Below are 22,588 nucleotides of genomic sequence, written 5' to 3'. Positions count from 1 at the left end.
CTTGCACAGACATTGCGTAACCGGTCGAAAAATTGCCGAATATCGTTTAGAATGGGGAGAAGGGCAATTTTGGCTTGTTTAATCATGGACTCGAAAAAAGCGGACAAGACGGGGGACAATCATGAATCAACCGCTTTATGGAATATGGCTGGGAGACGTCTTCTTCTGCTTTTCCGGCGAAACGTCGGAGCCGAAGGTGGACGCCTGGACCCGGCAGGCAAGAAAACTGGATATTCGCGGTCATAAGCCGCTTAGGCAGGCGGCGCTGAGATTGGCCGAGCTGCGTTGGCCGGGAGCTTCGTCGCGTCGCGGGCGCGGGAGAGGCTTCGGGGGCCGTACACTGGAAGGATTGGCTTTGCCCGCTTCGGAAGCTTTTATGCTTTTGGCGGATCTGAACGAGCAGCAGTTTGCCGCGCAGGGCTTTGCGCCCGGGGCGGAGATGCGCTACTGGAGCGCGGCAGTCAGCTTCGCCCGCGAGTTGTTGGCGGCCGGCTGCTTTGCGCCGGGAGCTGATCCGGCGGCACGAGTAAGCGCGCGCCGGGCATCCGAGCTAACGTTCACGGGCACATGGAAACCGCTGCTTGAAAGACCTGAGGATCGGGAACGATTTTCCGCGTTGGCCGCCGCGATGCCGCCTGTCGGCTTGACGGCGCCGGGAGCGGTCTCGGCGGAAGAAGAGTCGCCTCCGCTGGGAAGAGCGCGCGAGCTGGTGCTGCATTCGTTCCTGTCGGCAATGATCGACGGGCAGATGCGAATGATGCTGGGCACGATGCGCAGCGCGCTCCCGCAAATGCGGCTGCCTTATCGCCGCGGTTATTCGCCGCTGGCTTCGCTGTGGTGGAACAGTCTGATCGACCCGCAGCGCGAAACCAAAGTGCAGGGCGGAGCAGAGGATATCGAAGAGCTGTCCGAACGGATCGGGACGTTGGGCGGAGCGGTGCCCGAGAGTGCCGATCCCGGAGAAGAGGCAAGTTCGCAGCTTCGCCTGGGGCTGCGATTGGAGCCGCGAATTTCGGATCCGGACAGTACGGAAGAAGATCGATGGCGCCTGGCTTTTCGTGCCGAAGACGAAGTGGAGACGGGGGCTTCGCTGCCGGCTTCCGAGATTTGGCGGCTGCAAAGCGATGAACTGGTCCTTCGGGGTCGTCATTATGCAGAGCCTAAGCGTCAGTTATTAATGCTGCTCGGACGCGCGGCGCAGCAAGCGCCGCAGCTGCAAACGGCACTTCGCCGTCCTCACCCGGAAGAAGCCTGGTTGGGCGCGCAGGAGATGTTCGAATTCCTGATGTCCGGCGTATCGGCTCTGCGCGCATCCGGCGTTCGGATCGAAATGCCTTCGCGCTTCACCAAGCGCGGCCGCCGGGCGGCGGGAGTGAAGCTCAAGGCCAGGTTGGAACCGAGCCGAAGCGGAGAAGGCGAAGCGTCGCTGGGGATCAAGCAATTGGTGGAATTCGATTTGGAGGCGACGATCGGCGACGCGTCGATCGGTCTGGACGAACTGCGACGGATTGCCGAGGACGGCGTGCCTTTGGTGTTCCTGAACGGGGAGTGGATCGAAGTGGACGTGAAGGAAGTGCGTCAAGTGCTGCGCCTGCTCAAAAAACAGACCGTGCACGAGATGACTTTCGGCGAGCTGCTCAAGCTGTCGGCGTCCGAGGAGGATACGATCTGGAACGGCGTCAGCGTTTCGGGGATCGAAACTTACGGACTTCTGTATGATCTTCTGCGAGGCGGGGGGCGGACCGGTTCGAAGCATTCGGTACCTGACGCGCTCAACGGCACGCTGCGGCCTTATCAGGAGCGAGGTTATCGTTGGCTTTCCTCGATGCGCGAGATGGGCTTCGGAGCCTGCCTGGCCGATGATATGGGTCTGGGCAAAACGGTACAGGTGATCGCTTGCCTGCTCGACCATCCGTCTCCGGGGCCGAAGCTGATTGTCTGTCCGACGTCGCTGCTCGGCAACTGGCAGCGGGAGATTCAGCGTTTTGCGCCGAACTTCACGATGCATGTTCACCACGGCACCCAGCGGTTGCGCGGCGAAGCGTTCGAGCGCTGTGTTCGCGAGCACGATATCATTTTGACCACGTATCCGTTGATCGGGCGCGACGTCGAAGAATTCCGCGGCCTCGTCTGGACATCGGTGGTGCTCGACGAAGCGCAGTCGATCAAGAACTATGGGACGAAGCAGGCACAGAACGTAATGAAGCTCAATTCGCCGCACCGGATTGCCGTAACCGGGACGCCGGTCGAGAATCGCCTCGCCGAGCTGTGGTCCATTTTCCAATTCATGAATCCGGGCTATTTGGGCTCTGCCGCTTCGTTCCGCAGACGCTTCGGCGCCAATGCGCCGCAGATTTCCGAAGAGAGCGACAAGCTGCGGACGATGGTGGCGCCTTTCATGCTCAGACGCCTGAAAAGCGACCCGGATATCCGCAAGGACCTGCCGGAGAAAATCGAACTGAAGTCGTATTGCGAATTGACGATCGAGCAGGCGGGCATGTATCAATCCGTGGTCGGCGAGCTGATGAACAAGGTGGAAAGCACCGAAGCTTCAAGCCGTACCGTTCGTCAGGGCATCGTATTGTCGGCACTTACCCGGCTCAAGCAGATCTGCGACCATCCGGCGTTGATTCGTGAGCATACGGGCGGCTTCAAAGCCGAAAAGTCGGGCAAGCTGATGCAGTTGGTCGAGCTGCTCGATCGCATTCGGGAAAACGGTGAATCTGTGCTGATCTTCACTCAATATGTGCGAATGGGCAAATTGTTGGCCGAGGAGCTGAATCGACGGTACGGCGAAGAGCCGATGTTCCTGCACGGGGCCGTCAAAAAGGAAGAACGGGACCGCATGATTGCAAGCTTCCAGGAAGGCGAAGGCGCCAATGCGTTTATCTTGTCGCTGAAAGCGGGCGGGCTCGGACTCAATCTGACGCGCGCGAACCATGTGGTGCACTTTGACCGCTGGTGGAACCCGGCCGTCGAGAATCAGGCGACGGACCGCGTGTTCCGAATCGGGCAGCAGCGCGGGGTACAGGTACACAAGCTGATTTGCCAGGGGACTCTCGAGGAACGGATCGACGAGATGATCGAAAATAAAAGAACGCTGGCCGAACGCGTCACGGGAACCGGAGAACGCTGGTTGACGGAGATGTCCAACGAAGAGCTGCGTACGCTTGTGTCTTTGCAAGGCGAGCAGATCCAGTAAGCGCCGTAGAGGCGTCCGGGGGCATAGACGGTAAAATGACGGATGCGCGCCCGGCGAAGAGGGGTTATATAGAGATGAACAGCCTGCACGTAGTACAATTAGAGGCGAAACCCGGATTGCTGGTCGCCGTGATCGAGGAAGGCCGGGATTCTCGCCAAGTCGAGATTCCGCTGCATGCCGCCACGGCGAAGCAGCGGGCGGATTGGCAGCGCCAGGCCGGGCGCTCGGCAGTCGGCCTGTATGATCTGCTCGGCCAATGCGGCGAGCAGATCATACGGCTTCCCGGCCGGTCCGCAAGCAAGCGAAAGCCGGCTTCGGCAGAAGCCGGGTCGTCTCGTCTTGCGGCAGCATCCAAGGATCGCGAACTGGATGCCGAAGAGGACGAGTCGATCGGCATAAGCGCTGCCGTGGAAACGAACGACGCAGGCATGTCGTTCGTCCGAACGGAGCTGCCGTTCGACGGCGGCGATGCCGCCTGGGAGCTGGCCGTCGCGGAAGCGGGCGGCGGCCCGGAAGTGACGGCCGCCCTTCAAGCGGCGGCCGAAGCAGCCCGAACGCATCTGGCGTTCGGGCTGACGCTCGCCGGCATCGATCCCGGCGAGCTGGCCGGCGCGGCTTTGGCCGCGTGGGGCGACGGCTGGGCAGTCGCCCCGGACGAGGCGCCGAAGGCCGCGCCCCGAGCCGCCTCCGAAGGCGGCGGCCGGGAGATCGCCGAGTGGATCGCCTCGGCGGCGGAGAAGGGCGTGCTGCACGAGCACGGCCGATTGCCGGAAGCGCCTGAATCCGGCAGGGAAGACGCATCGCAGGAGCCCTGCGATCTGTCGCTGCTGCCGGATGAGGCTCCGGCTCAAGCGGCGCTTGCGGAGCTGCGCCGGGCCATGCGTGCGCGCATGGGGAACCCGAATTGAATGAGACGAGACCAGAAGCAGCGGAGCAGAGCAAGACAGCAGGGAGGAACCAACATGACTACACATAAGGTGTCCAGGTGGGCAGCCGTTGCAATGGGAACGGCACTGGCAGCCGGATTACTTAGCGCTTGCGGAGATGCAGGAGCAACGAATAAGCCGGATCAGGAAGCGCAGCAGCCGTCCGGCGAACAAGCCAACGCGGAAGAGACAAGTACGCCGAGCCCGTTCGCGGCGGATTCGCTTCAGGCTACGCTTGAACAAAAGGACGGCAAAGATGTAGTCACCAATTCAACTTCGATGCGCGTCGTCGTGAATAAAGAGCGTTATTTACCGGATGGTTATGAGCCTTCCGATCTGGTCATCCCGGACGTCCCGTTTTCGTATGGGGACGCAGAAGCGCAGGAGAAGAGCCATCTGCGCAAGGAAGCCGCAGAAGCGCTGGAGCGGTTGTTCGAAGGAGCAAAGGCGGCGGATATCGAGCTGTATGCCGTATCCGGCTACCGTTCGTATGCGCGGCAAAAGAATATTTATGACCGTAATGTCTCGATCAAGGGCGAAGAAGAAGCGGCCAAAGTCAGCGCTTTTCCCGGTACGAGCGAGCATCAGACGGGACTTGCCATGGACGTGTCCGCGCTCAGCGTGAACAACGATCTGGAGCAGACCTTCGGCGATACGGAGGAAGGCCGTTGGTTGGCTGACCATGCGCAGGAATACGGCTTCATCGTGCATTATCTGAAGGGGAAAGAAGAGCAGACCGGTTACTCGTACGAGCCTTGGCATATCCGTTATGTGGGTAAAGAACTGGCCGAAGCCGTGCATGCCAGCGGATTGTCGTTGGAAGAGTATCTCGACGAGAGCAACCTGAACAGCGGCAAGTGAGTCGAGATTGCTGCCGGGATAAGCATGACTTTGCGTACGCGTCCTAAGGCAATAATGAAATTTCGGCACGACAAAATGACCTTGATCTCCATGCGTGCATGGATTTCGAGGTCATTTTCTATCTTTTCGCTATTGACGATTAGGCAAGGCCGCAGCATCCGGCAGCTTCGACGGAGCTTCTTCACTTGCCTGAACGTTCGTCTTCATCGCTCAGGGACAGCACTTCGCTGCGCAGCGCCAGCATTTTGTGATCCAGTTCTCCGGCGGCTCCGGCGGCGGAAGCGAGCTCCTGTTCCAGATGCTCCGGTACTCTGCGGTCGTATTTGTAGAGCAAAATATGCTCCAGGCTGGCCCAGAAGTCCATAGCCAACGTCCGCATCTGCACTTCGACGCGAACCCGGCAGTCCACGCCTTCCAGCGTGACCGGAACGGATACGAGCACATGAAGGCTGCGATAGCCGTTAGGCTTGGGCTCCATAATATAATCGCGAATCCATAGAACATGCAGATCGGGACTCTGCCAGATTCGTTCCAGGAGCAGATAGACATCCGTTACAAAAGGAAACACGATGCGCATGCCCGCAATATCGTGAATCTGATCCGCCAGCCGTTCGGCGGACGCTTCGACGCCAAGACGCTCAAGCTTGTTTAAAATACTGGCGGGCTCCTTGATTCGCGTCTTGATATGTTCGATCGGACTAAAGCCTTCCGCGCTTTTCCACTCCCGACGGATGCTTTCGATCTCTTCTTCAAGCTTTTCGAGGGCATGTCGGTAAAGCAGGGGAGGCTGCACCCAGTCTCCGTCGGGGAACAGGCTGCCGTCTTCGGGATCGCAAGCGGACCGGACCAAAGCCTCGCGTTCGGATTTTTCCGGCGTATCCTGCTGTAAAAAAGCTTCTGTCTGTTCGGGGTGCGATGTTCGGTCTGGCTGGATTCTGTCTGACACGGAAGTTGTTAAATCTTTAAGCTGTCTATGCAAATTGATCTTCTCCTGAAATGGTGTTGGATTGTAGGAACGGCGCATCTATTGTAAACTGACAAGCATAGGGGATTACATTGCCGAAAGCGGCCATGCGCCGAAAAGCCTTTGCGCTTTCGAACATTCGGCATTCCACCGCGAATACCTGTCTTATTCATGTAACCGGATAAGCGGGGGAACGAATCCGCCGTCATGAGCGTGAAGACGGGGAACGTGCGGCGCCGGCTTTTCCGGCCGCGGAAGGCTGCGAGAGGCCGGCATAGAGGAGGAGACGACATTGAACTTTTTACAGCGGATCAGGGACGGAGCCGGACGTGCTTCCGAACGTGCCCAGAGCGCGGTGGAGATCGGCAAACTGAACAGCCATATCTCGGACATTCAGCGTGAGATCGAAGTGCATTATTTGCGCATGGGGCAGGTCTTTTACGAAAATTATAGCAAACGAAATACAGCGCCTGCGGAAGAAGAGATTCTGGAATTGTGCACCGCCTGTGATCTGTTGACCGAGGAAATTGCAGAACTGCGGTCGCGGATTGCGGATCTGCGTAACGAACAACTGTGCGAATGCGGAGCGCGTCTGGATGCCGATGCCGTGTCCTGCCCTCATTGCGGACGGCAATGGGGAGCCGCTGCCGAAGAATCAGTTGCTGATACAGCAGGGCATGTAGAACTGCGCAAAGCTTCCGATGAACCTCATGTCGAAGCGGAAGCCGTTCACGATCTGGTTGAAGATCCGGACTTTGAACTCGAAGAGGACCGCGAGGCTGAACCGTTCCGCGATTCAGCCCATGATACAGAAGAGGTTAAGACCTATCGCTCCGATGATGCAGGCCCTGACAGCGGGTATGCGTATCACGCAAATGCAGAGGCTTATTCGGAGAAACCGGTGCAAGAGCGCGTGCCGGCCGCGCGATCGTTCGGCGAAGAAGACGAAGATGAGCAGTTTGAAACGAAGCGCTTCGAACTGGGCCAGGCCGATGAATCGGATTCGTATATGTCGACTCCGCAGGATCGAGCCGACGGCTACGAAGAGGCTGAGGAGACGCGTGAACAACGCGAAGAGCGTCAACGTCGCGAACTGCGCGAAATTCGCATCCGCGAGCGTCGAAAAATGAAAGAAGATCGTGAAAGCGCAACTGCGGTCGAGCCGCAACCGGATCTGGATTCTTATGAAGAAAATCCGGAGCCTACCGTGGATCCGGAGCATGAGCGGCGCCAGCGCGAGCGGGAAGAACGCGAAAAGGAGCGCCAGGACGAACTGGATCGCCTGATCGCTTCCTGGGATCGCGGAGTTGACCGACAAGATGATGATGATGATGAACGAATCGTCCGTCGTCCCGTCGGCGAAGTCGTGCGCTGCCAGGTCTGCGGAAGCGGACTGCCGAAAGGCTCCAAGTGGTGTCCGCATTGCGCATCGGAACAGATTTAATCGAATAGGTTCGGAATTGGCGTTATTGCCCCGTCAAACTTCTGCCGTGCGGGTAGAAGTTTGACGTTTTAGCGCCGATTTTCTGCTTTTTGCAACGTTTTGCAGGATAAGACGTATAAATAAGTATAGATGTGAAAAATGTTTCAAAGTCGGTGTAAACGCTCAGCTCGGAAAGGATGAAGGATCATGGAATGTATCGTACATTTTGAAATCATGCACGGAGACGAGCCCAAGCAGCTCAGAGGCTTGATCATAGTCGGCAAAGGCGAACAGCCCGGCGAAGAGAAATTCGTGCAAATGTTTGCCCGCATGGGCTATAAGGTCCGCTTGGACGACGCCGAGCAGCTGATCTTCAAACCTCTCGACCCGTCCGCGGATTACCGCTGGATCCGCATCCGCGAAGTGGACTCGGGCCAGGAGAAGACGAAAGACGATCATGATTTGAATTCGATCGTAGCCAATCTGCTTCCGGATCGCAACAGACCGATTTAGCGTGGAGCTCCTCCTTCGTATTTAGGAAGGAGGAGCTCCACGCGGGAACCCTTCACGCTTCAAGAAGGGTTCCCCTAAAGCCGCCAGGCCGGCCTTTTCTTTTTTTCGGCGACCTGCTCTCGCTCTAACCAAAAATAACAACATATATCCAGTTAATTTTCTCGCATGTCGAAATTTCAAATCAATACCTGCATATATCCAGTTAATTTTCGCTATTGGCAAGCTATCAGAGTCTTTTGCCTAATATAACTGTATATATGCGCTTATTTTCAACTATGTCACGATCTGTTGTGAATTAACTGGATATTTGCAGGTATTTCGATGTCTGACAACTTTCAAAAGCTCCTTTTTACGTAGCGAGTCATCCCCTGCATACCTGCAAACAAAAAAGCTCAGGGTATCTTCCGCGAAAGAAGATGCCTTGAGCTTTTCTTTTGGAATCCGAACATCCGAGTATCTTGAACCTGTAGCATTAGAGGTTGCAGCGCGAAACGAACGGCTCTTTATCGCCTGAACCTCGCTCGCCTTAATCCATGATCCGCGGCTAAAGGATCGCATGTCCGTTAGAATGCTCATTTTTGCGATCCGCAATCCGTAACGGATTTTAGGGGGCGCTTAAACCGGAAAAACGGATGAAATCGGCACGAAAATCAGCTTTTCGCCGCTAAGCGTCATCTCGTTCCGTTACAAATCTCAATTCCCCGATTCGGGCTTCTAAGCGTCATGTCGATCCGTTACACCTTGTTTTCTCCGGATTGCGCTTGCCCGATCAGTTGGAACGAACCGATGTTGAACGGATATTGGTGCATGGGCCGTGCTAAACCTGCGAATCTAATCCGGCCAAGCAGTTCGTGCGCAAGTCAAGCCCCGACCTTTTCCGGTTCCAGTTCCGACGTGCATTGCGGGCAGCGGCTGGCCTTGGCGGAAATTTCGCTCAGGCAGCGCGGGCACTCGCGCGTCGTTTTTTCCGGCGCCGGCTTCTCATGTTCTTTCCGCTTGAGCATATTAATGCCCTTCACGAGAATGAAAATACAGAAAGCCACGATCAAAAAGTCGATGATGTTGTTGATAAACTGTCCGTACGCGATAACCGAAGCTCCGGCTTCCTGGGCTTGAGCCAGCGTGCGGATCGGCGAACCGTCCGCCATCGTGATGTCCGGATCGAGATTCCAAAACCGACTGCCGAAATCGATCCCGCCCATCACTTTTCCGAGCGGAGGCATGATGATGTCATTGACGAGAGACGTCACGATCTTGCCGAACGCCGCCCCGATAATCACGCCGACCGCCAGGTCGATAACGTTGCCGCGCATCGCAAACTCTTTGAATTCCTTGACGATTCCCATGAAAATTCCTCCTTGTTACTTGAAAGGGTCGTTTGAAGCCGCTTGAATGATGTAATACGTTTTTTCCATTGTACATCAAATCGTCAAAATGAAAACTCACCTTTCATGTAATTTTCACTTTTCATTTTTACCGATTCGGAGTATACTTCAACCATTATTCTGTTTTTCGTATAGGTGCGGGAATCGGCCCGCATGTCTCTACCCGGTCGCCGGAACGATCGGACTACGGAAAACGACTGCCCGGAGCGTTCGTCGCTTCGGTTTACCGGCGTTTTGCGAACAGCTTTAACCGATTCGACCCCGGCAGCAGGCCTTGCGCAGTGCTTCTTCGGAACTCGCGCAGGATGTACCCGCCGCTCGAACGGACGCTTTCGCCTTTGCCGGGCTGGACCTTTTCCCGAGATCCGCAGTCGTTCTTTCCATCGTCCGTTTTTCTTCCGCACCGGGAGAGAGGCGGGCTTTTTTGCGTTTCCGCTTTGGGCAATCGCCTTATACCAGACATCCGGGGGGAACTAATGATGAAATTATTGCAGGACAAAGTATTGAGCGAAGGCATCGTGTTGAGCGAAAAGGTATTGAAAGTGGATTCGTTTCTGAACCACCAGATGGACCCTGTGCTGATGAAGGAAGTGGGCAAAGAGTTCGCACGCTTGTTCGAAGCCGAAGGCATCACCAAAGTGCTGACGATCGAATCGTCCGGCATCGCTCCGGCGATCATGGCCGCATTGGAGCTTGAAGTGCCGATGATCTTCGCGCGCAAGCAGAAGTCGCTGACGCTGCGGGAAGACATTTACGTGGAAAAGGTTTACTCGTTCACCAAAGAGCAAAGCAACGACGTGACCGTATCGAAAAAATTCCTGTTCCCGAACGATCGGGTGCTGATCATCGACGACTTCCTCGCCCACGGCGAAGCGGCGCTGGGCCTTGCCCGCATCGCGGAGCAAGCCGGAGCGACGGTGGCCGGAATCGGGATCGTGATCGAAAAGTCGTTCCAAAGCGGCGCTCAACGTATTAAAGAAGCCGGTTACCGCGTGGAATCGCTGGTTCGTATCGCTTCGCTCGCAGACGGAAAAGTGACGTTCGCAACGGAAGAAACCGTACACTAGTACCTTTTAAACGCAGCTCGCTTTATAGGCATCATGCACTTCGACTTCAATCATTCTAGGGGGAATCACGTTTTATGAGTTCGGACCGCATTTTCCAAAAACACCGCCATCCGGCGAAAACTTTCTCGCTCGGCTTGCAGCATGTTCTCGCGATGTACGCGGGCGCCATCGTCGTGCCGATGATCGTCGGCAACGCGATCGGCATGACCCAGGAGCAGCTCACCTACCTGATCGCGATCGACCTGCTGGCGTGCGGCGTCGCGACGCTGATGCAGGTATGGGGCAACCGGCTGTTCGGCATCAAGCTTCCGGTCGTGCTCGGCTGCGCGTTCCAGGCGGTGTCGCCGATGATCATGATCGGCAACGCGCCGGGCATGGGCATCGGGGCCATTTACGGGGCGATTATCGCTTCCGGTTTGTTCATCTTCATTTTCTCCGGCCTGTTCGGCCAGTTGATTCGTCTGTTCCCGCCGATCGTGACGGGTTCCGTCGTGACGATCATCGGCGTGACGTTGATCCCGACGGCCATGACGAATCTGGGCGGCGGTCAAGGCGCGGAAGATTTCGGCAGCTTGTCGAACATCGCGCTCGGCTTCGGCGTCCTGGTCTTTATCGTGATTCTCAACCGTGTCTCGACGGGATTTATCCGTTCGATCTCGATCCTGATCGGCCTTGTGGTCGGTACGGTCGTCGCGGCATTCCTGGGCAAAGTAGACTTCTCCCCGGTTGCGAACGCCAGCTGGTTCCACGCGATCACGCCGTTCCATTTCGCGGCTCCGGTCTTTAACCTCAGCGCGATCCTGACCATGATCCTCGTCGCCATCGTCAGCGTGGTCGAGTCCACGGGCGTCTTCATGGTGCTGGGACGCATCGTCGGCCGGGACATCGGCTCCAAAGAGCTTGCGCGAGGCTACCGTGCGGAAGGTCTGGCGATCATGCTGGGCGGTATCTTCAACTCGTTCCCGTACACGACCTATTCGCAAAACGTCGGCCTCGTGCAAATGAGCCGCGTGAAAACGCGCGACGTCGTTGCCGTTGCCGGTATTTTGCTCGTCATCGTCGGCTTTATCCCGAAGATCGCGGCTACGGCGCAGCTGATCCCGTCTTCGGTACTCGGCGGCGCAATGGTCGCATTGTTCGGCCTCGTCCTGTCGTCCGGCGTACGCGTACTGGGCGATCAGGTCGACCTGTCCCGCCACGAGAACCTGTTCATCATCGCTTGCTCCGTCGGCATGGGACTCGGCGTCTCTGTCGTACCGGGACTGTTCGCGGGGCTGCCGGAAGAGCTTCGCATCCTGGTGGACAACGGCATCATCGCCGGCAGCTTCACGGCGATTATCATGAACCTGCTCTTTAACGGATTGGGCGAAAAGAACGGTCATCTCAAAGTCACGCCGGACGACGATGTATTCGGCGGTGCGGAAGAAGCTGCGGCGCAGGAAACTTCCTCGGCGGACGCTTCGAAAAATAGCGTAGGCAGCGCGGTTTAAATCGTGCCGTTCAATCGGAAGGACCGGATTTCTCTTATGAAGAGGGAATCCGGTCCTTTTTGACTTGAAAAACAGGATCATTTCGGCAAACCGATACGATGCAGCTTGGCGGATGTGTTCATCGAATCATAGTAATACAGCCAATCGCCAACGACGAAAAACTCTCCAAACACAGGAGGATCAGGCTGGAGCAGCGGCTCGGGCGCATCGTTTGTCGAGGGCGGAGCTTTCTGGTTTTTATCGGGGAGGGCCGCTTGGTACATGATCCCGTTATCGAGACTGTATAGTAGGCGATCTTTGACGATCGAGACTTTTGCCGCGTAATCGAGCAGCCGAACCGTATGGTATTCCCCGTTCGCTTGGCGCCGATGCAGATCAATCTCGCCTCGTTCCGTCTGCGTCACGATTCCTTTTGAAGTGAAAAAGAATTTGTATACGCTTTGCGCAATCAATTCCCGTGCCTGACTTCCGTCCGGATTCATCACGTATAGGTTCCGATCTTCGGAGTGGTTCACCACATACAATCTCCCGGCATGAATTGCGGCAGGACCGATCCAATCCGCGGTTAAGGTTCCGATGTTTCCCGACCGGAGATCCACATGCTTAAGCGCATAATTCTCGTCGCTGTCCAGATAATAAAGCTGTCCGTTTGCAATCCCGATCAGACTGGAAAAGGAGGAAGCTACGAGCTTTTCGCGATTATGTCCGTTTTTGTCTATCCGATAAATGCCGCCGTCCTTGTCGCGATTCGTATAATAAAGCCAATCTGCATGCAAAAGAATCTGTAGAGCCGGCCGATCCGATATCAATTCAACCTCATTTCCCTGCGCGTTCATGGCATAAATGCGCCGCCCCGCCTGCTGATCGATAAAAAATGTTCGCTCCCCGTCCGTTTGCAAAAAATAGCTTCCTTCTTCCGTCGGCAAGCTCTGTCCCAAGCGATAAAGTTCGGGGTCGGGCGTGTAGGAGGTATGATTGTGCCACAATAACCAAGCGACTGCTAACAGAATGAATATCCCTGAAAATGCTCCGATTCGTCGCCGGCTTTTTTTTGCCATTCCCATCCAAGCACCTCCTCTTTCAAAAATGAACGCGTCCATTATTATGAAAGTTCTGACACTTCTGCGCGATTTACCCCGTCATTTTCTGCTCACTTCCTGAATTTTTGAAAGAACCTGCCCTTAACATGGTTACAATAAGGATAGACGACAAACAAAAACGCACGGTTCGGCTGCACGACTACCCTTTCAACTCTTAATCAGAGGATTACGTTTTCCTGAAATAACAATTCCGTCGGAGACTTCGTGCACGGCTTAGGTACGAAATCTCGGGGGAACGTAACCTTATCTTTGGTGTTGACAAGGTACTACTATTCGCGTCGGGGTGAATTCATGAATAAAAAATGGTGGAAAGAAAGCGTCATTTACCAAATCTATCCTATCAGTTTCAAAGACACGACGGGTGACGGTAAAGGCGATCTGCGCGGCATCATCGAGAAATTGGATTATTTGCAGGAGCTCGGCGTCGACGCGATCTGGATCTGTCCGATCTACGCGTCTCCGGACTACGATAACGGCTACGATATCAGCGACTACTACGGCATCGACCGCAAATACGGCACGATGGAAGATTTCGACGAACTGCTGCAAAAAGCGCACGCCCGCAACATCCGCATCATTATGGACCTGGTGCTGAACCACAGCTCGCACGAGCACGAATGGTTCATCGAGTCCTCCGCCTCCAAAGACAACCCGAAGCGGGATTACTACATCTGGCGCGAACCGAAAGAAAACGGCGGTTACCCGAACAACTGGGAATCGTATTTCAGCGGCTCCGTATGGGAATTCGACGAACGGACGCAGGAATATTACATGCACCTTTACGCGAAGGAACAGCCGGATCTCAATTGGGAAAATCCCGAGGTGGTCCGCGAGCTGCACGACATGGTGAAATGGTGGCTGGAAAAAGGCGTGGACGGCTTCCGTTTCGACGCTATCTCGCATATCGTCAAAGCCGAAGGCCTTCCGGACGCGGACAACCCGCAAAACCTTCCGGTCGTGCAGGCGTACCACTTTTTCTCCAATCTGGACAAGGTGCATTATTTCCTACGGACGCTGAACGAAGACGTGCTGGACTTTTACGACATCATGAACGTGGGCGAAGTATCCGGTCTCGGTCCCGAGCAGGCGCTTGATTACGTCGGGGAAGGCCGTAATGAGCTGGACATGATCTTCCAGTTCGAGCACATGTTCCTGGACGCGAAATCGGGCGGTACGGGCAAATGGGACATCAAGCCGTGGACGCTGATCGACCTGAAAAAGATCATGAGCCGCTGGCAGACCGTTTTGCACAAAAAAGGCTGGAACGCCAACTACATGAGCAACCATGACCAACCCCGCCAGGTCTCGCGTTTCGGCAACGACGGCGATTATCGGGTGCGTTCGGCCAAAATGCTCGCGACGTTCCTGCATACCCTTCAGGGAACGCCGTACATCTATCAAGGCGAAGAGATCGGCATGACCAACGTACAGTTCCCGTCGATCGACCAATATCGCGACGTGGAAACGTTGAACTATTATAATCAGTGCATAAAACGCGGCATGGACGAGAAAGAAGTCATGCAGCGGATCTGGAAAAAAAGCCGCGACAACGCCCGTACGCCGATGCAGTGGAACTTCGAGGAGCACGCGGGCTTTACGGATGGCCAACCCTGGATGGACGTCAATCCGAATTACCCCAAAATCAACGTGGAAGCGGCTCGCCGCGACCCGGATTCGATCTTCCACCATTACCGCAAACTGATCGAGCTGCGCAAAAAGCACGAGGTTATCGTCTACGGCGATTATCGTCTGCTGCTGCCGGTGCATGAGGAGATTTACGCGTTCGTACGAAATTGGGAGGATGAGAAGCTGCTCGTCATTCTGAACTTCTTCAGCGGCGCGCCGACGTTCGAGTGGCCGGAAGATTTGCAGGGCATGAAGGAAGAGCTGCTGATTTCCAATTACGAGCCGATCGACGGCGAGGAGCTGTACAGCCTGAATCTGCGGCCTTACGAGGCACGGGTGTATAAGTTGAGTTAAAAGAGGGCCTTCCCGGTTGTTTTCGGGAAGGCTTTGACTTTTTGCCGGTTCGTTTCTCGGGGGGAGCGGCTGCGCCCGGGATGCTGCGGGGGAGTATCGCTGCGGTCGCTGTCTCGATCTTCGATCTCAAAGGCGACCTTCGCGACACTCTCCCTCCGCGGGCTGCACCTCTCCTTGGCGAAACGGCAAAAAGTGCGGGAGCCTTTACGGAAAAAGGGGAGAGGTTCTTTTTTGGGGGAAGGGAAGAATGGAATAGAAGAAAGGAGTGTAGAGAGAAGTAAAGTTCCAGTTCGGCAGATGTCGGCACGACCGAACTGGAGTGGAGAATGGAGTGAAAAAGACCGACTATTGACGTGACATAAGGCAAAGCTTAACCCGAGCAAGTATAGAGGTTCGGTTCTTTTTGGAGTCTGTATTCCGAATAAGGCCTGATTAGCTGGTAACCTCCGCAGGCTGATCGCTCAGGTAGCGAGCGATCAGGTCGTCGGCGATTTCGTCGGCCGCGTGCGGATGGCCCAAGGCGGCGGCGCGGTCGCGGGCGGCTTGAAGTTTGATCGGGTCGCCTAGCAGAGAGGCGATCTGAGCAGCCAACTCGTCGGCGGTACGGGAGACGAAGGCAGCGCCTTGCGCTTCCAGATAGACGGCGTTATTGCGTTCCTGCCCCGGAACGGGGCGGAACAGAAAGATCGGGAGCCGGCAGGCGAGCGATTCGGCGAGCGTAATGCCGCCGGGCTTGGTCACGATGCAATCGCTCATCCGCATGAGCGAGGCGACGCGGTCGGTGAAGCCGAGCACCTGAATGCGTTCGCTGTTTGCGTATTGCTGCGCAAGGCCGGTGCGCATTTCTTCGTTGCGGCCGCAAACGACGATGATCTGGATATCGTTTTGTTCCAGCAGCAGGTCGCAGACGCGGCGCAAGCCCAGCATCACGCCGTAAGCGCCGGCCATAAGCAGCACCGTTTTGCGCGCGGGATCAAGCGAAATGCCCGGCACGGGCGATTCGCTCCTGCGCAGCGCGCGGGCCGCGGCAAATTCGTGTGCGTGCGATTCCGCAAAAGGCGCGGGTTGAACAGAACCGGACAGCGTCGGCAGCGCTGTCGACGCTTCGCTTTCCTTTTCGCCCGAATCGGCTCTTGCACCCGTAACTTCTGCGTCGGACGCAGAAGCGCTTTTTGCCGCGCCGAATCCGAAGCCTTCTTTGATCGGAATCCCGCTGACGGTAATCCGTTCCGGATCGATCCCGATCGCGGCCGCTTCCTGGCGCATTTCTTCCGTCGCGACATAGAACCTGTCCACGTCCGGATGCAGCCAACGGCCGTGCAAATCAAAGTCGGTCACGACATTGACGATCGGAATATCCATCCCGATCTTGCGTCGAAGCTTCGGCATGACCATCTGCGGGAACGTATGGATCACGACTCCCGGCCGCTCGGTCTTCAGATACTCTTCCAGCCTGCGCGTGCCGAAAGCATGAAGAATATGGGCAAAAGGCTTATCCGCTTTCATGTCTTTGGTCATATTATAGACAAGGCCGTAGAGGGCCGGAATCGTTCGATAACTTTGCATATAGACGAATCGGGTCAGATCGTTAAGCTTCGGATGCGCCTCGGCCATCAGATCCAGCATTTTCACGCGATGAATACCGCGTTCATTGAGACTTTTCTCGAGTGCTTTGGTCGCCTGATAATGCCCGTCGCCGTAACTGGCATACAGGATCAGCACGTTAGGTTCCTGCGCTTGCATAGTTTCCTCCCTGGGAATTGCGAGATGATCCTATCATATCAACTTTTTCTTTACATTCACAATTTGCGTGATAGAGCGTCTTCAGACCGCCCACGAAAGTTACGTAGGCGGGGGAAGCGAGAAGACTGCGAGAGAAATTCGTTCAATTCGCTGTCTCACTCGGAAAATGGATGGGATTTGAATAAGGAGTTTTCCGAGTTCAAAGGCGTCTTTCACTGAATTTCTCTCTCCGTCTTCTTGCTTCCAGTTACGTTTGGAGTTTCTCGATCCGAAAGACAAACCGCCCAAAATTTCAATGTCTCAATCTCTCAAGCTGTTAATCCCTTAAGGTTTTACTCTTTAATCCCCTCTCCCCACTACACCCCGGGGAGCGAGTCCGTTTCGAACCGTAGCGCCTTTGGCTTTCCTCCCCTTCCTCTAAATCCTTTATTCCAATCAGAGGGGGAGGAAAACGAACCAAGCGAAGGTCGAAACGGACTCGCTCCCACTCCCCCCAGCAACTTTCCCGAACATTCCGCGTCTATATGTATAAGTTCGTAAAGAACTTGAAACTTGAAAAAGGAAAATAGAAATGTGACCGTTGCTCGCGTTTCATATCCAATTTCGTCGAAAAATGTTATACTCGTAAGTAAGCATCTTCTTAAAATCTGTTCATTAGCTTCGTTTTTCGTTTGGAGGAGAGTCGCATCCGGCCAAAGAGAGAGAAGAAAGGGCAAACCGGAAGTGATTCAGTAAGCATTTCGTCGGGTATTTAAGAAATTAGGTGGATGTTTAGCTTCGCGGCGACACCGTCGTTGGCCGGTAGTCAAGGCAACGGAGCGCGGCGGACAAGGCGATAACCTTAAGGGGCGTCTGTCGGCAGCAGATTTTTTTGACATTCTCGATAACGAAATACGTTCCGGGAGGGAATTATGATGGCGACCAAAGGTCATAACGAAGTCAAGGAAAGTCTGCGGGAAATGACTCGTATTTTCCGTCCGAGTGATCCGAAGAAATTCGTAAAAGAATACGTTCGGAAGTATCACATTATGGGCGGCTACGAGGAAGAATTGACGCTGGTGGTGGAGAACGAGATGGGCAAGCTCAACTCGTCCGCTTCCTAAGAAAAGTTTCAGGCGGCTTAGGCCGTAACCGGATTTATCGTGAAGATGCCTTTGCTTTGCGACCCAACGCGGGCAAAACGATCAAAATCGGCAATATGCGAAGTACCTGTTAGCGAACAATCTCGACCGTCCTTTTCGGCTTTATGCCGGGAGGACGGTTTTTTTGGCTGCCGAAAGGGTGGCTTGACGAAAAGAAATAATTCGGTTAAATTGTGCTTGTTGATATATACAGGAGCACAGACTACGGGACTTATCGCATTACTGTGCAGCGTAGAGCAGAACGGAGGTAAGGGGTGGACAGAATCTGGAATCACGCTTGGCGAATCGTGGGTCGGGAATTGAAGATCGATCGGTATTATCTGATCGCTTCGACTTTGTTTATTGCGTACATGGCCTTTTTCAGCGGACTTATGGTTTCGATGATATCCGAGGAACCGAGATTTTCGCTTGTCGCCGATTTGTTTTTTTGGGCCGTCGCGTCGATGACCGGATATTATTTTTCCAGACGCATGATGAAATTTATTGCGGAAGATTCGTATACGCAGATGCTGGCTTATTACCGCGTGCTGCCGATCTCGCCGAAGGTCATTGCATTGGCTCGCTGCCAGCAGTTAGCATTGGCCACGGTATTTAACGGTATTTTGTTGTTCGGATTGATGTATGTCTTGCATTCAGGGATTCGCGAACAGTTGAACCCGGGCGCTTTTGTTGCTTTTGCGTTACTATGGACAGGTTTTGGTCTGATCAGCAACAGCGCCTACATCGTGCTTGAGTTGTCGGTACGCGGGAAAGCTTATTTCTGGTACAGCCTGGTGTTGGTCATTGCCTTGACGCTGCTTGTGCTGATCCTGCATTTTTCGGGCGTGCATATCGTAGAAGGCACTATGCGAATCAGTAAGGAACATGGCGTCTTTTCTCCTATTGCATGGTCGTTTTTCGCGGCGGGAGTCTTGTCGATCTATGTATCGTACCGCGCCCTCGTCATCAAATTGCCCAAACGAAACCTGGCATAAGCATCATGGGACATAAAGGAGTGAAGTCATGCGGATACCCGTTCAAATCAACGAAAGCAGCGCGGAGCCCTTATATCATCAGATAGAGACGCAATTGCGCTCGCTTATCGTGACCGGGCAGATCGCCGAAGGTACGCTGCTGCCGTCCATCCGCGAATTCTCCGCAGACCTGAAATGCAGCGTCATCACCATTCGGCGCGTGTATCAGGATCTGGAGAACGAAGGACTGCTGCGCACGCGTCAAGGAACCGGAACCTTCGTGACGAAGGTGGATACGGATGATCGCGAGGCTTATAAAAAGCAGATCGTGCTGGAAGCGGTGCGCGAGCTGATGGATACGGCGAGGTCGGTCGGCTATACGCCGGGGGAGCTTCGTCAGCTATTGGATGAAACGCTTCGCGAAGCGGAGCGTAAATAAACGGGAATCCTGCCAAAAAGCCCTTTTCGCATCAATGTGGCAAAGGACTGTAATACAGGAGCTTCCCGATCCGGGCAAAGAAGCATACGCCAGAGGATGAAGGAGAAGTGGGAAGCGATGGAAAATGCGGTGCTTGAATGGCGGAACGTCGTAAAAAAGCGAGATCGGATGACACTGGGACCCGTTGATCTCAAACTGTACGAAAACTATGTAACGGCGCTGATCGGACGCAACGGTTCCGGCAAGTCGACGTTGATGAAGCTGGCCGCTCAGTTGATTCGCCCGGATTCGGGCGAGATGGCCTGGTTCGGAGAGACGCATTCGGGTGAATTGCCTGTTGAGGTTCGATCCCGGATCGCTTATGTGCCGGAGAACTTCATCGCTGAAGAAGACGGTCTCAAGATGGACGAGGTCGCGGAGTTTCGAGCATCTTGGTATCCCGAATGGGATTGGCAGCGGTACGAGGAACTGCTGCATCGCTTTGACGTACCGGGGGGCAAAAAGTTGAACAAACTGTCCAAGGGGCAGCGCCGCAAATTCGAAATTTCCGTTGCGCTGGCGACAAGGCCGAAGCTGCTTCTGCTCGACGAGCCTTCTTCGGGCCTTGACCCTTTTGCCTGGAAAACGATGATGAACGAAATTCGCCGCTGCGTGGACGAAGACGGCGCGACCGTGCTGATGTCTACGCATATCGTGGAGGAAGTACGGCGGATGGCGGATTATCTGATTTTGGTTGAAAAGGGGCTTTCGCTCGGTATGCTCGAAAAAGATTCTTTGCTGGATCGCGGCCGGGAAATCTGGATTGCCCGCGACGACGAACTGCTGGAAGAGATGCCGGCCGTCGTCGAATCCGCGATCGAGTCGGAGGGCATGGTGCGCTTCGTTACGCTGGATTATGCAGGCGCGGCGGCGCTGCTCGAAGAAGCCGGCACCAAACCGATTCGGGTACGCGCACTGGAATTGGACGAGATGATGGAGCATTGGATGAACGGAGGCATTTCCGTAGACACCTTGTAGAAGTAGCAGCCAGATACGACGGCATAACGCTTTGCGGACATCCACGAATCCGCGAAAACGGAGAGGGAGGATGAAGATGACGGATCGACTGATTTTGCAGAATGTAGTAAAGCGCTACGGCGATAAGACGGCGGTGGATCGAATCTCGCTCGGGGTGAAGGAAGGCGAAATTTACGGATTGCTCGGAGCCAACGGCGCGGGCAAAACGACGACGATGCGCATGGTGCTGGGACTGATTTATCCCGACGACGGGACGATTACATACGGAGGACGTCCGTACGGCGGCGACGTGCAGCGTATGGTCGGCTATCTGCCGGAAGAACGGGGACTTTATCCGAAGGTCAAGGTAAGCGAGCAGATCGTGTATTTGGCGAAGCTGCGCGGCATGGACGGAGCGGAAGCGGACAAGAACCTTCGTTATTGGATGAAAAAGTTCGAAGCCGAAGAGTATTACGACAAACGGATCGAAGAACTGTCCAAGGGCAATCAGCAGAAAATGGGTTTTATCGCGGCAGTCGTGCATCGCCCGCAAATCCTGATTCTCGACGAAGCCTTCAGCGGCCTTGACCCGGTCAACGTCGAGCTGCTGAAGCTGGCGGTAAAAGAACTGCGGGACGAGGGCGCGAGCATTCTGTTCTCGACGCACCGGATGGAGCATGTCGAGGAGCTATGCCGGAACATTACGATTCTGGATCGTTCCAAGACCGTGCTGCAAGGCGATATCCGCGAAATCAAAAACGGCTTCCCGCGCGAGCAGATTCTTTTGAAGACCGCATCGGCTGTTGAAGGGCTGGATGCCATTCCCGGCGTAACGGGGATCGAAGGCGATCCGAACGGCTACCTGCTGCGGATTTCGGACGAATCGGCCGCGGTGCCCGTATTGACGGCAGCGATGAGCCAAAGCGAGGTCCGGCATTTCGAAGTGAAAGAACCCACGCTGAACCAAATCTTCATTCGATCGGTAGGTGAGCGCAATGAATAGACTGGGAACGGTGATCGGCTTTACGTTTAAAAATAAGGTGCGCACCAAGTCCTTTGTGATCACGACGCTGCTGTTGGCTCTGTTGATGACCATCGGGATTCATGTGCCGTTCTTTATCCAGCTCTTTACGGGCGGGGACGACGCCGCAGGCAACAAGATCGGGATTGCGGACGGCGGACAGACGGAAATCACGCAGCAGATCGAAGAGTACGTGTCGGCGCTGCCGGATAACGAGATTGAATTCGTCGCTCTGCAAGGCGCGGATACGGCCGCGTTGAACGCGGAAGCGAAAGAGCAGGAGCTGAAAGGCTACCTGACCATCGCCCCGAGCGAAGGCGGAGCGTTCCCGGCCGTGGAGTTCGTCTCCGAGAGCGGCTCCGTGCCGGCCGACGTGCAGGCTGTCCTGCAGCCCGCCTTGGAAAGCGCCAAAACGCGCTTCATCACGGCAGGCGCGCTGAGCGACGATCAGATCGCGCAGCTCACCACGCCGGTTCGGCTCGGCGCGACCAGCTACGACCAATCGGCAGGAACGGAAACGCCGCCGACCGACGGACCGGAAAGCGACAAGTTCAATCCGATGAACTTTATCACCGTGTACGTGCTAATGACGCTGTTCTTCTTCTCGGCGATGCTGACGGGCAACATGATCGCGTCGGAAGTCACGTCGGAGAAAAGCTCGCGCGTCATGGAGATCCTGATCACGAGCGTATCGCCGCTGACGCAAATGTTCGGCAAAGTCATCGGGGTGTTCCTGGTCGGATTGCTGCAAATCGGGGTGTTCGGCGTCACGATCGCGATCAATCTGATGCTGCCGCATAACCGCAACGTGCTGGCCGGTTTCGATCTCGACTTTTCGCAAATGCCGCTGGACGTGCTCGGCTACGGCCTGATCTTCTACATCCTGGGCTACTTCCTGTACGCGCTGCTGTATGCCGCTGTCGGATCGATCGTCAGCCGCACAGAAGACTTGGGCCAAGCGGTCACGCCGCTGACCATGCTGTCGCTGGCCGCGTTCTATATCGGGATTTTCAGCTTGAACAGCACGAATTCGCTGCTGATGAAAATTTCGTCGTTCGTGCCGTTCACGTCGCCGACGACCATGATCGCGCGGATCGGCCTGGGCGAGATCGCGTTCTGGGAGATCCTGCTGTCGCTCGTGCTGCTGATCGCTTCGATCTTCTTCTTCGGCTGGCTGTCGGCCAAGATCTACCGGACGGGCGTGCTGATGTATGGCAAGCGTCCTTCGATGAAAGAGCTGCGCAAAGCGATGAAGGCGTATAAAATTTAAAAGATCGTTCACTTCGACCGCAAGCGGCTATAGCTATCTATAGCCGGCTTGCGATTTTTTGTCGGGAAAAGAAGAGAGAAATAATAGTTGACCGATCGTTCTCAAAAGGAATA

Annotated in this window: 18 protein-coding genes and 1 riboswitch; of the genes, 14 read left to right on the top strand and 4 right to left on the bottom strand. The window is 55.3% G+C overall.

Going from position 1 to position 22,588, the window contains the following annotated elements:
* The first annotated feature begins 121 nt into the window (after positions 1-121).
* From HRQ63_RS15245 to HRQ63_RS15235, 3 genes are all read left to right on the top strand, one after another.
* Complete coding sequence (locus HRQ63_RS15245; RefSeq protein ID WP_172245272.1) at positions 122-3,202, top strand: DEAD/DEAH box helicase; 3,081 nt, start codon at positions 122-124, stop codon at positions 3,200-3,202.
* Between the two features lie 74 nt (positions 3,203-3,276).
* Positions 3,277-4,110: a hypothetical protein gene (locus tag HRQ63_RS15240; protein ID WP_172245270.1), complete on the top strand. Its 834-nt coding sequence runs from the start codon at positions 3,277-3,279 to the stop codon at positions 4,108-4,110.
* 54 nt (positions 4,111-4,164) lie between these two features.
* Complete coding sequence (locus HRQ63_RS15235; protein ID WP_229714214.1) at positions 4,165-4,989, top strand: M15 family metallopeptidase; 825 nt, start codon at positions 4,165-4,167, stop codon at positions 4,987-4,989.
* Positions 4,990-5,170: 181 nt separating this feature from the next.
* Here HRQ63_RS15235 and HRQ63_RS15230 read toward each other — a convergent pair whose 3' ends face one another.
* Positions 5,171-5,935: a GTP pyrophosphokinase gene (locus HRQ63_RS15230; protein WP_229714213.1), complete on the bottom strand. Its 765-nt coding sequence runs from the start codon at positions 5,933-5,935 to the stop codon at positions 5,171-5,173.
* Between the two features lie 310 nt (positions 5,936-6,245).
* Between HRQ63_RS15230 and HRQ63_RS15225 the strand changes: the two genes are divergently transcribed.
* Both HRQ63_RS15225 and HRQ63_RS15220 read left to right on the top strand, forming a co-directional pair.
* A complete protein-coding gene (locus HRQ63_RS15225) occupies positions 6,246-7,397 on the top strand; it encodes a hypothetical protein (RefSeq protein ID WP_172245264.1) in 1,152 nt (383 codons plus the stop codon).
* A 186-nt stretch (positions 7,398-7,583) separates the two neighbouring features.
* On the top strand, positions 7,584-7,889 hold the full coding sequence (locus HRQ63_RS15220; RefSeq protein ID WP_172245263.1) for a hypothetical protein: 306 nt from the start codon (positions 7,584-7,586) through the stop codon (positions 7,887-7,889).
* An 860-nt stretch (positions 7,890-8,749) separates the two neighbouring features.
* On the opposite strand, the gene mscL is transcribed toward HRQ63_RS15220, so the two are convergent.
* Complete coding sequence (gene mscL, locus HRQ63_RS15215; RefSeq protein ID WP_216673962.1) at positions 8,750-9,235, bottom strand: large conductance mechanosensitive channel protein MscL; 486 nt, start codon at positions 9,233-9,235, stop codon at positions 8,750-8,752.
* A gap of 146 nt (positions 9,236-9,381) precedes the next feature.
* Positions 9,382-9,481: riboswitch (purine riboswitch) on the top strand.
* A 272-nt stretch (positions 9,482-9,753) separates the two neighbouring features.
* On the opposite strand from mscL, the gene HRQ63_RS15210 reads away from it, so the two are divergent.
* The gene (locus HRQ63_RS15210) at positions 9,754-10,341 is read left to right on the top strand and encodes a xanthine phosphoribosyltransferase (protein ID WP_037284970.1); all 588 of its coding nucleotides are present in this window, start codon (positions 9,754-9,756) and stop codon (positions 10,339-10,341) included.
* Positions 10,342-10,415: 74 nt separating this feature from the next.
* Positions 10,416-11,831 carry a nucleobase:cation symporter-2 family protein gene (locus HRQ63_RS15205; protein WP_172245261.1) on the top strand — a complete coding sequence of 472 codons (1,416 nt, stop codon included), beginning with the start codon at positions 10,416-10,418 and terminating at the stop codon, positions 11,829-11,831.
* A gap of 77 nt (positions 11,832-11,908) precedes the next feature.
* Here the strand turns inward: HRQ63_RS15205 and HRQ63_RS15200 are convergent, their stop codons facing one another.
* Positions 11,909-12,895 carry a DUF5050 domain-containing protein gene (locus tag HRQ63_RS15200; protein ID WP_172245259.1) on the bottom strand — a complete coding sequence of 329 codons (987 nt, stop codon included), beginning with the start codon at positions 12,893-12,895 and terminating at the stop codon, positions 11,909-11,911.
* Between the two features lie 327 nt (positions 12,896-13,222).
* Between HRQ63_RS15200 and HRQ63_RS15195 the strand changes: the two genes are divergently transcribed.
* On the top strand, positions 13,223-14,911 hold the full coding sequence (locus tag HRQ63_RS15195; RefSeq protein WP_172245257.1) for a glycoside hydrolase family 13 protein: 1,689 nt from the start codon (positions 13,223-13,225) through the stop codon (positions 14,909-14,911).
* Positions 14,912-15,343: 432 nt separating this feature from the next.
* Here the strand turns inward: HRQ63_RS15195 and HRQ63_RS25950 are convergent, their stop codons facing one another.
* Positions 15,344-16,654, bottom strand: a complete 1,311-nt coding sequence (locus HRQ63_RS25950; protein ID WP_229714212.1) for an MGDG synthase family glycosyltransferase — start codon at positions 16,652-16,654, stop codon at positions 15,344-15,346.
* Between the two features lie 914 nt (positions 16,655-17,568).
* Here HRQ63_RS25950 and HRQ63_RS15180 point away from each other — a divergent pair.
* The 6 genes from HRQ63_RS15180 to HRQ63_RS15155 all read left to right on the top strand — a co-directional run bounded on the left by HRQ63_RS15180 (position 17,569) and on the right by HRQ63_RS15155 (position 22,475).
* Positions 17,569-17,757, top strand: coding sequence for a hypothetical protein (locus HRQ63_RS15180; RefSeq protein ID WP_018977850.1), 189 nt, complete (start codon positions 17,569-17,571; stop codon positions 17,755-17,757).
* A 293-nt stretch (positions 17,758-18,050) separates the two neighbouring features.
* Positions 18,051-18,770 carry a hypothetical protein gene (locus HRQ63_RS15175; RefSeq protein WP_172245255.1) on the top strand — a complete coding sequence of 240 codons (720 nt, stop codon included), beginning with the start codon at positions 18,051-18,053 and terminating at the stop codon, positions 18,768-18,770.
* A gap of 28 nt (positions 18,771-18,798) precedes the next feature.
* Complete coding sequence (locus HRQ63_RS15170; protein WP_172245253.1) at positions 18,799-19,188, top strand: GntR family transcriptional regulator; 390 nt, start codon at positions 18,799-18,801, stop codon at positions 19,186-19,188.
* Positions 19,189-19,305: 117 nt separating this feature from the next.
* Positions 19,306-20,205: an ATP-binding cassette domain-containing protein gene (locus HRQ63_RS15165; RefSeq protein ID WP_172245251.1), complete on the top strand. Its 900-nt coding sequence runs from the start codon at positions 19,306-19,308 to the stop codon at positions 20,203-20,205.
* Between the two features lie 76 nt (positions 20,206-20,281).
* Positions 20,282-21,187: an ABC transporter ATP-binding protein gene (locus tag HRQ63_RS15160; RefSeq protein ID WP_172245249.1), complete on the top strand. Its 906-nt coding sequence runs from the start codon at positions 20,282-20,284 to the stop codon at positions 21,185-21,187.
* A complete protein-coding gene (locus HRQ63_RS15155; protein ID WP_172245247.1) occupies positions 21,180-22,475 on the top strand; it encodes an ABC transporter permease in 1,296 nt (431 codons plus the stop codon). Before HRQ63_RS15160 ends, HRQ63_RS15155 begins: the two co-directional genes overlap by 8 nt.
* Positions 22,476-22,588: the final 113 nt, after the last annotated feature.

It is taken from the genome of Saccharibacillus endophyticus (genome assembly GCF_013185185.1).
Lineage (GTDB): Bacteria > Bacillota > Bacilli > Paenibacillales > Paenibacillaceae > Saccharibacillus > Saccharibacillus endophyticus.
The sequence above is the reverse complement of the archived record's forward strand: the minus strand, read 5'-3'. Positions and strand labels throughout refer to the sequence as shown.

What these genes read in the sequence shown, in the direction of transcription:
- HRQ63_RS15170 (WP_172245253.1), top strand. Translation starts at nt 18,799, where the DNA reads ATGCGGATACCCGTTCAAATCAACGAAAGCAGCGCGGAGCCCTTATAT.
- HRQ63_RS15195 (WP_172245257.1), top strand. Translation starts at nt 13,223, where the DNA reads ATGAATAAAAAATGGTGGAAAGAAAGCGTCATTTACCAAATCTATCCT.
- HRQ63_RS15200 (WP_172245259.1), bottom strand. Translation starts at nt 12,895, where the DNA reads ATGGGAATGGCAAAAAAAAGCCGGCGACGAATCGGAGCATTTTCAGGG.
- HRQ63_RS15180 (WP_018977850.1), top strand. Translation starts at nt 17,569, where the DNA reads ATGGCGACCAAAGGTCATAACGAAGTCAAGGAAAGTCTGCGGGAAATG.
- HRQ63_RS15245 (WP_172245272.1), top strand. Translation starts at nt 122, where the DNA reads ATGAATCAACCGCTTTATGGAATATGGCTGGGAGACGTCTTCTTCTGC.
- HRQ63_RS15165 (WP_172245251.1), top strand. Translation starts at nt 19,306, where the DNA reads ATGGAAAATGCGGTGCTTGAATGGCGGAACGTCGTAAAAAAGCGAGAT.
- HRQ63_RS15220 (WP_172245263.1), top strand. Translation starts at nt 7,584, where the DNA reads ATGGAATGTATCGTACATTTTGAAATCATGCACGGAGACGAGCCCAAG.
- HRQ63_RS15160 (WP_172245249.1), top strand. Translation starts at nt 20,282, where the DNA reads ATGACGGATCGACTGATTTTGCAGAATGTAGTAAAGCGCTACGGCGAT.
- HRQ63_RS15155 (WP_172245247.1), top strand. Translation starts at nt 21,180, where the DNA reads ATGAATAGACTGGGAACGGTGATCGGCTTTACGTTTAAAAATAAGGTG.
- HRQ63_RS15240 (WP_172245270.1), top strand. Translation starts at nt 3,277, where the DNA reads ATGAACAGCCTGCACGTAGTACAATTAGAGGCGAAACCCGGATTGCTG.
- mscL (WP_216673962.1), bottom strand. Translation starts at nt 9,235, where the DNA reads ATGGGAATCGTCAAGGAATTCAAAGAGTTTGCGATGCGCGGCAACGTT.
- HRQ63_RS25950 (WP_229714212.1), bottom strand. Translation starts at nt 16,654, where the DNA reads ATGCAAGCGCAGGAACCTAACGTGCTGATCCTGTATGCCAGTTACGGC.
- HRQ63_RS15210 (WP_037284970.1), top strand. Translation starts at nt 9,754, where the DNA reads ATGAAATTATTGCAGGACAAAGTATTGAGCGAAGGCATCGTGTTGAGC.
- HRQ63_RS15235 (WP_229714214.1), top strand. Translation starts at nt 4,165, where the DNA reads ATGACTACACATAAGGTGTCCAGGTGGGCAGCCGTTGCAATGGGAACG.
- HRQ63_RS15205 (WP_172245261.1), top strand. Translation starts at nt 10,416, where the DNA reads ATGAGTTCGGACCGCATTTTCCAAAAACACCGCCATCCGGCGAAAACT.